5 protein-coding genes and 2 tRNA genes are annotated in these 6,000 nt (G+C 68.3%); 3 read left to right on the top strand and 4 right to left on the bottom strand.

All coding sequences use genetic code 11. The annotated features are described in order from the left end of the window. Positions 1 to 214: 214 nt before the first annotated feature. Positions 215 to 604, bottom strand: coding sequence for a hypothetical protein (locus tag LBC97_10770; GenBank protein MDR2566510.1), 390 nt, complete (start codon positions 602 to 604; stop codon positions 215 to 217). A gap of 955 nt (positions 605 to 1,559) precedes the next feature. Next, positions 1,560 to 1,635, bottom strand: a tRNA-His gene (locus LBC97_10765). 149 nt (positions 1,636 to 1,784) lie between these two features. Between LBC97_10765 and LBC97_10760 the strand changes: the two genes are divergently transcribed. After that, positions 1,785 to 2,612: a DUF3592 domain-containing protein gene (locus tag LBC97_10760; protein ID MDR2566509.1), complete on the top strand. Its 828-nt coding sequence runs from the start codon at positions 1,785 to 1,787 to the stop codon at positions 2,610 to 2,612. Between the two features lie 15 nt (positions 2,613 to 2,627). Here LBC97_10760 and orn read toward each other — a convergent pair whose 3' ends face one another. Further along, positions 2,628 to 3,272 (bottom strand): oligoribonuclease, encoded by a 645-nt coding sequence (gene orn, locus LBC97_10755; GenBank protein ID MDR2566508.1) that lies wholly within the window; start codon positions 3,270 to 3,272, stop codon positions 2,628 to 2,630. Positions 3,273 to 3,316: 44 nt separating this feature from the next. Here orn and LBC97_10750 point away from each other — a divergent pair. Together LBC97_10750 and LBC97_10745 are read left to right on the top strand one after the other, a co-directional pair. After that, positions 3,317 to 3,389: transfer RNA gene (locus LBC97_10750), tRNA-Arg, on the top strand. A 195-nt stretch (positions 3,390 to 3,584) separates the two neighbouring features. Continuing rightward, on the top strand, positions 3,585 to 4,820 hold the full coding sequence (locus LBC97_10745) for a hypothetical protein (protein ID MDR2566507.1): 1,236 nt from the start codon (positions 3,585 to 3,587) through the stop codon (positions 4,818 to 4,820). Between the two features lie 20 nt (positions 4,821 to 4,840). On the opposite strand, the gene LBC97_10740 is transcribed toward LBC97_10745, so the two are convergent. After that, the gene (locus LBC97_10740) at positions 4,841 to 5,209 is read right to left on the bottom strand and encodes a hypothetical protein (protein MDR2566506.1); all 369 of its coding nucleotides are present in this window, start codon (positions 5,207 to 5,209) and stop codon (positions 4,841 to 4,843) included. Positions 5,210 to 6,000 lie beyond the last annotated feature (791 nt).

Here is a 6,000-nt window from a genome sequence, read left to right as displayed (position 1 = left end):
AGCCGGTCCCACGGCACGGAGGCCAGGTGCTCCTCGAGCCGCGCCTGTGTGTTTTGTCCTTGGTCGGCAAGGTCCACCAGGCCAGATTACCGATTGGCTCTGGTGGCCGCCTTCGCGATCAGGCGGTTCGCCCGCCTGGGAGGCGATTCCCTGGGTGACTGCTTCGCCGGCGTCTTGGGGCGGCATCGGGCAACCGGCGCCGGCCGCGCGGACCTCAGCCCTCGGCGCCGGTCGTAGCCAGGAAGCGCTCGGCGTCTGCCGGGTTCCTCAGCCAACGGGCCGCGTCTCCCCGGCCCGCCGATGTGATCGCGGCCCGGATGGCGGGCAGGCTGTAGCTGCGATACCCGAGCACCCGGCGCCAAAACTCCCGGTTCTCGCGGGACCGGCGCACGGCCCTCCAAACGCACACCAGCAGCGAGTGCTCCAGGATGACAATGGCGTCGGCCGCGGCCAAGCGTTCCACAAGGTGGCTGTCGCGGGGGCCGAGGTCGCCGTCGATGACCCAGCAAGGCCCGGCGGCAGCGTCTCGCTGGATGGCTTGCCATTCGCCTGGTGGCGTGGGCTGAAGGTCAGGTCCCCAGAAAAGCTTGTCCAGTTCGATCACGGGAAGGCGGAGAGCTTGGCCGAGACGCCGCGAAAACACGGACTTGCCGGGCCAGACAGCACGCCCCCGTTGAGCGGGTTTCGCAGGCTTCCACGCCGTAGCCCGCGCCGACGCCAGGCGGTCCGACAGCGGCCCGTGCTGCTCCCGACCTGCGCAGGGTTGTCCGATGCCGTCCGGCCACGCGTTCGGACGGCAAGGGCCGTGTCTCTTCCGGTGCTCAGCGTCAGGGGTTGACGGGTTGGAGGTCGGTCGCCGCGAGTTGCTTCGTGTTCCGGGTGGCCAGGGCGAGCCCGCGGGACACGGCAACGGCCGCGATGAAGCTGTCGGTCTTTGGGACTGGGCGGCCAACTGCGCGGGCGGCGTCTCGCAGGGTGGCGTTGGCGCGCGCGGCCTCCCCGTCGAAGGCCAAGACGCGGCCGGCGAACTGCGGGAAGACCTCCTCCGTGACGCGTCGATGGAGACCATCGCGCCGCCGGCCTTGAGCGGCTCGGACACCTCGTTGGTGCAAAGCGGGATCACCCGAAGCTCACCGGCTCCTAGAGCCGGGCGGCGCGCGCTCGGGCCGCCAACTCCTGGCGCGTCTCTTCAGGCAGGTTGCGCACCGTCAGCGTCGCCCCGCTGGGACCTCCCATCCAGACTGTTCAGCGAGACTTGCCGGCGGTCTAGGGCTGGTTCCAGCGCAGAGCCGGGGGTTGGGCCGGTTTGCTGTCAACCGGGCCGATGACGTGCAGTTCCACCTGGCGCTCCAGTGGGCCGGCGTGATGCCCGCCTCCGCGTCGGAGAACGTTGAGGAGCCTTCGAAAGGAACCGTCCGCCGCGGTCTGCGCCGCTCCAGGCTCATCATCACGGGCCCTTTGCGACCGGTCGAACGGGGACACCGGACGGATGGCGAACCAGCCAGAACGGGCAAACAAGAGGGCGGTTCAGACGGGCAGCCGTGTGAACTTGCCCCGTGTGGGGTGGCTAACCGGGCTTGAACCGGCGACCCCCAGAACCACAATCTGGTGCTCTACCAACTGAGCTATAGCCACCATGCCCCGGCCGGGCGCGAATTCGGCCGCCCGGGACGCAGAGCATCCTATCCTACTGGGGGGCGAGGCCGGGGAGTAGTGTTGCGACCAACCACAAGCCCAACGGGGTATCCCCATATAGACCAATCAGGCGAGGGAGGCGACAGGCCATGGCGGCTCTTCGGCGCAGGGGCGCGGGGGCGTCCGGCGCCGTCCTTTTCATGCTGGTGGCCGCCGTGTTCGTGGCGGTCGGCGTGTTCATTGCCGTGCGGTGGGCGGACGAGCGCGAGTTCGCCTCCACGACCCTCGACACCTGGGCGGAGACGCAGGCGGTCGTCTCCGACTTGCGGGCGGTGAACTGGACGTCGCCTTCGGAAGACGACGACACGTTCACCGTCACCTTTCGCCTGTCGCTGACGTTTTGGATCGAGGACGCCAAGGTGGACGGGTACGCGGAGGTGCAGCGCTCCGGGACAAGCGACTTGGTCATCGCCGAAGGGGTTGAGCGGGAGTTCCCCGAAGGCCAACCGACCGTGATCGTCTACAACCCCGAGCGCCCCGAGGAGATCAGGGTGGGCTCAAAGGAGCAGATCAAGGCGGCCGCCAACAGCATCGCGCACTTGGTCGGCGGGTGCTTGTTCGCCCTGTTCGGCCTGGCTTTCATGGGGGCGGGCGCGCGCAGTCTGATCCAGTCGCGCCGCGCCCTAAAGGCACCAGACCCGCCCGAAACCGCAGCCCCGGAGTGGCCCCAGCCTTACCCGGTCGCCTGGAACGCCCCGCAGCCGGTCCACTTTTCGCCCGGTTCGGGGGGCGGACGGGCGAGCGGTCCGGAGACCCCGTCCCGCCCGGCCGCGCCGGATCCCTGGCCCGGCACAGGTTGGGAGGTCCCGCCGCCGTTCGTCCAGCCCGCCCGGGGCGCGTTGCGGTCCTACGGCCAAACCCCGTCGCCCGATGCCGTGCCCCCGTTTCCGCCGTCGGCCCCCTCGGCGAACGGCTGAGTTGGGGCAACCGGCCTAAAGAGCGGGCGGGGGGCCGCCTGCGGCGGCCTCTTGCACGGCCAGGGCCGCGGCGCGCGCGGTGTCGGAGTCGGGACCCGGGTCTTCGACGAACATGGTCGCGCGGTAGTACCGCAATTCGTTGATCGACTCGTGGATGTCCGCCAGCGCCCGGTGTCCGCCCAGCTTCTCGGGGGCGGCGAAGTACAGACGCGGGTACCACCGCCGGGCCAACTCTTTGACGGACGACACGTCGATGTTCCGGTAATGCAGGTAGCCGCCCAGTGCGGGCAGGTCGCGGTCGATGAAGCCCCGGTCGGTGCTGACCGAGTTCCCCGCGAGGGGCGCCTTGCCCTCTTGCGGGACGTGCAGCCGCACGTAGTCCATCACTTGGGCTTGGGCCTCGGCCAGCGTGACCCCGTCCGCCAACTGCTCCAGCAATCCGGAGGCGGTGTGCATCTGCCGCACAAAGTCGCTCATCTGGTCGAGGGCCTGGGCGGGCGGCTTGATGATGATGTCGATCCCCTCGCCCAACGGCTGCAGGTCGGAATCGGTGACGATCACCGCGATTTCGATCAGGGCGTCTTTCACCAGGTCAAGGCCTGTCATCTCGCAGTCGGCCCAAACGATCGGGTCGGCCACGCCGTTCTCCGGAACACTCACCGGCCCAGCCTACATCGCGGCTTGGCGTAGGCTGGGGACGCCTGGCCCCCGTAGCTCAGTGGATAGAGCAACTGCCTTCTAAGCAGCTGGCCGGAGGTTCGAATCCTCTCGGGGGCGCCGCTCTCGGGGGCGCCACCAGTACCCGCATAACAACCGTTTTGCCCGGCGGCCCAGTAATTGCGCCTGGGCGCAATGTGCCTCAAAATCAGTCAGGTGCCCGCGTGATGGCGGCCGAATCGGCGGCGGGCGCGTATCATTGCCGCAACGACCTAAAGTCGGGCCGCTATTCGCCACCAACCTCGGAGTGTGGGTATGTCTAGAACCAAGTCCTATGCCGAGTTTTTCCGCCGGTCTCTTGCTGGCGCGGTCGCCTTCGCAGCGGCCGGTGCCGGGGTGGCGCTTGCGGCATCGGCCGCCAGCGCCGAGGGCGCAAGCGACACGCCATGCCCCGTCGGTCTGGAGTGCCTTGGCCCCGACTATGCCGTGACCCGGGACCTCGTCCTGGCCGAACAGTGGAGCCTGCCCCGTGACACCAAGCTCGTGGTCAACGCGGGCGTAACGCTGACCTTGGGCCCGGGCGCGTCCATCGCCAGCGGCGCTCAGATCGACAACCAGGGCACCATTGTCGTCCAAACCGAAACCGAGCTTGTGCCTGACATTGTCAATCGCGGCGTGCTCGTGGTCGACGATGGCGCGACCCTCGTCAAGAACGGGAATCCGCTGGACAACCCGGGCCTAATTGAGGTCCGGGTGGGCGGAGCCATCTCGCTCTTGCGTGGCGGAATCCGCAGCTCCGGCGAGATCATCAACCAGGGGACGATCACGCTCGCGGGCGGCTTCGACGGCACCGAAATCCCTTCCACCCATGTCAACGATGACGACTTTGTCAACGACGGCTTGGTTGACAACCGCGAAGGCCACTTCTACTTGCGCTGGTCGGTCATCCATGGCTCCGGTCAGTGGCTCGGCGAGGCCGAGCACGGGCCGCTCTTCCAAGTGGCGGTCCGCGCCACCAGCGATCGCACCCCGCTCGTCGAGTTTCTTGGCTTGGAGAATTGCCTGCCTGAATTGACAAACCGGGACGAATTGGGCGAATGGGCGAATTACCAAGTCATTGACGAGGACATTGCAACCGTATTCGTTTACAGTGGCTTCGAGTTGACAGTGGCCGTCGCGGCGACCTGCTCCGAGTACGAGAGCGGGGCGGTCTACGAATACCTCGGCTGGGGAGTTGGCGGAGAGGGTGCCTGGCCAGCGATGATGCATGGCGGCAATCCTTTCACTGTCGTGACGTTCGGCCAATCCGTCACAGTCTGGGCAATCTATGAAGTGCCGACCACCGAGTCGACCACCCCTCCCCCGACCAGCAGCGGCCCGACCCCGACCACGCTGCCCCCAACCAGCAGCGGCCCGACCTTGGCCCCGACGGGGGCCGACTTCACGCGGGTTGGACCCGAAGGCCGACTCGCCCTCGGCCTGATCGCGGCCGGATTGGCGATGGTCGGCCTAGGTGCCGCACGCCGGCGCACGCACAACCACCAAAGCTGACCAGCGCGAACAAGAATCAGCTAGCTCAAGGCATCGCCACCCGAACCGCGTGCCGCAGCAACGCCGTGAGCACCAGCCGCGCCGACACGGCTCGGCCCTCGCCCTCCGCCGCGACCTGACCCGGCCCCCAACGCCGCGCCGACCAGCAAGGTCGCGCCCGCCAGCGCGACCAGTTGAGGCCACGGCCAAGCCCACACCGAAACCTCCGCCGCCACCGGCGCCATCTGAGGCGCCCCGCCGCCCGAGGCGGTGGACACCACCTCGGGTTTCGCCTCGACTGCGGCCTTGACCCTGACCGTGGGCCAAACGCGCGGCACGACGACCTCGACGCGGCGGACCGAGCCCGGCAGCAGTTTGACGGTTTGCTCCGCGCCGTCGGGCCACGCCACCTCCTTCTCCGCCGCGGCGACCCGGACACCTCCAGGCGGGCGTTGCCGGTATTGACCACATCGAACGCGACCGTCAGCTTCCCGGGCCTGTTCGGCGCCCAATCCAGCGAATACCCGGCTTGAAGGCCCTCGACCTCGTGGACCGAGACAGCGACAGCGTCGGCGGCGGAGGCGCGGCTGTCGAACGTCAAGGAATCGGGACACCCTGCGTCATGTAATCGGGACACCAGATCCAGCGCAGTCGGGAGGCCTTATCGCCACTTGGCGACGCATCCGCAAATTGCCCACGGAAACTGCCCCGACGGCCGTCCTTGATCTGGTCAGCGCAGATCCACCAGCGCACGACAGGACCAGCCAGGAAGGGGCGCAACCTCCGGTCTGACGGCAAGATCCCGGCCCCGGCTGGATGAACGCTGCCCTGTTCCGATTGCGTGACGCGGCCTGTCCCGATTTCGTGATCGTCGACAAAGCGGACCCTCGGCGGTGAAAAGCGGGCGACGGTCCCGTCCTGACTTTGACGACCCCGCCCAGGCCAGGTTCGGCCGAAGACGTGGCCGACGCCGAGGACGGTGCCCGGCGCGGCGGGTGGCCTTCGGCGCCGCGACCCGGACGAGGTCGCGGTAAGTGAGTGGGTCGGCGGCGACGGCGCGCTCAATGAGTCGGTCGAACACCATGCCGCACGCCGGACCGGCACGGATACAACGCCTCAGCGCACGGGGCAAGGTTTGAATAGGCTCCCCTTGGGGCACCCCGGGGGGAACCCGGCCAGAGGGGCCCGAAGGCCCAGAACT

The organism is Bifidobacteriaceae bacterium (assembly GCA_031281585.1).
Lineage (GTDB): Bacteria > Actinomycetota > Actinomycetes > Actinomycetales > WQXJ01 > JAIRTF01.
The sequence above is the reverse complement of the archived record's forward strand: the minus strand, read 5'-3'. Positions and strand labels throughout refer to the sequence as shown.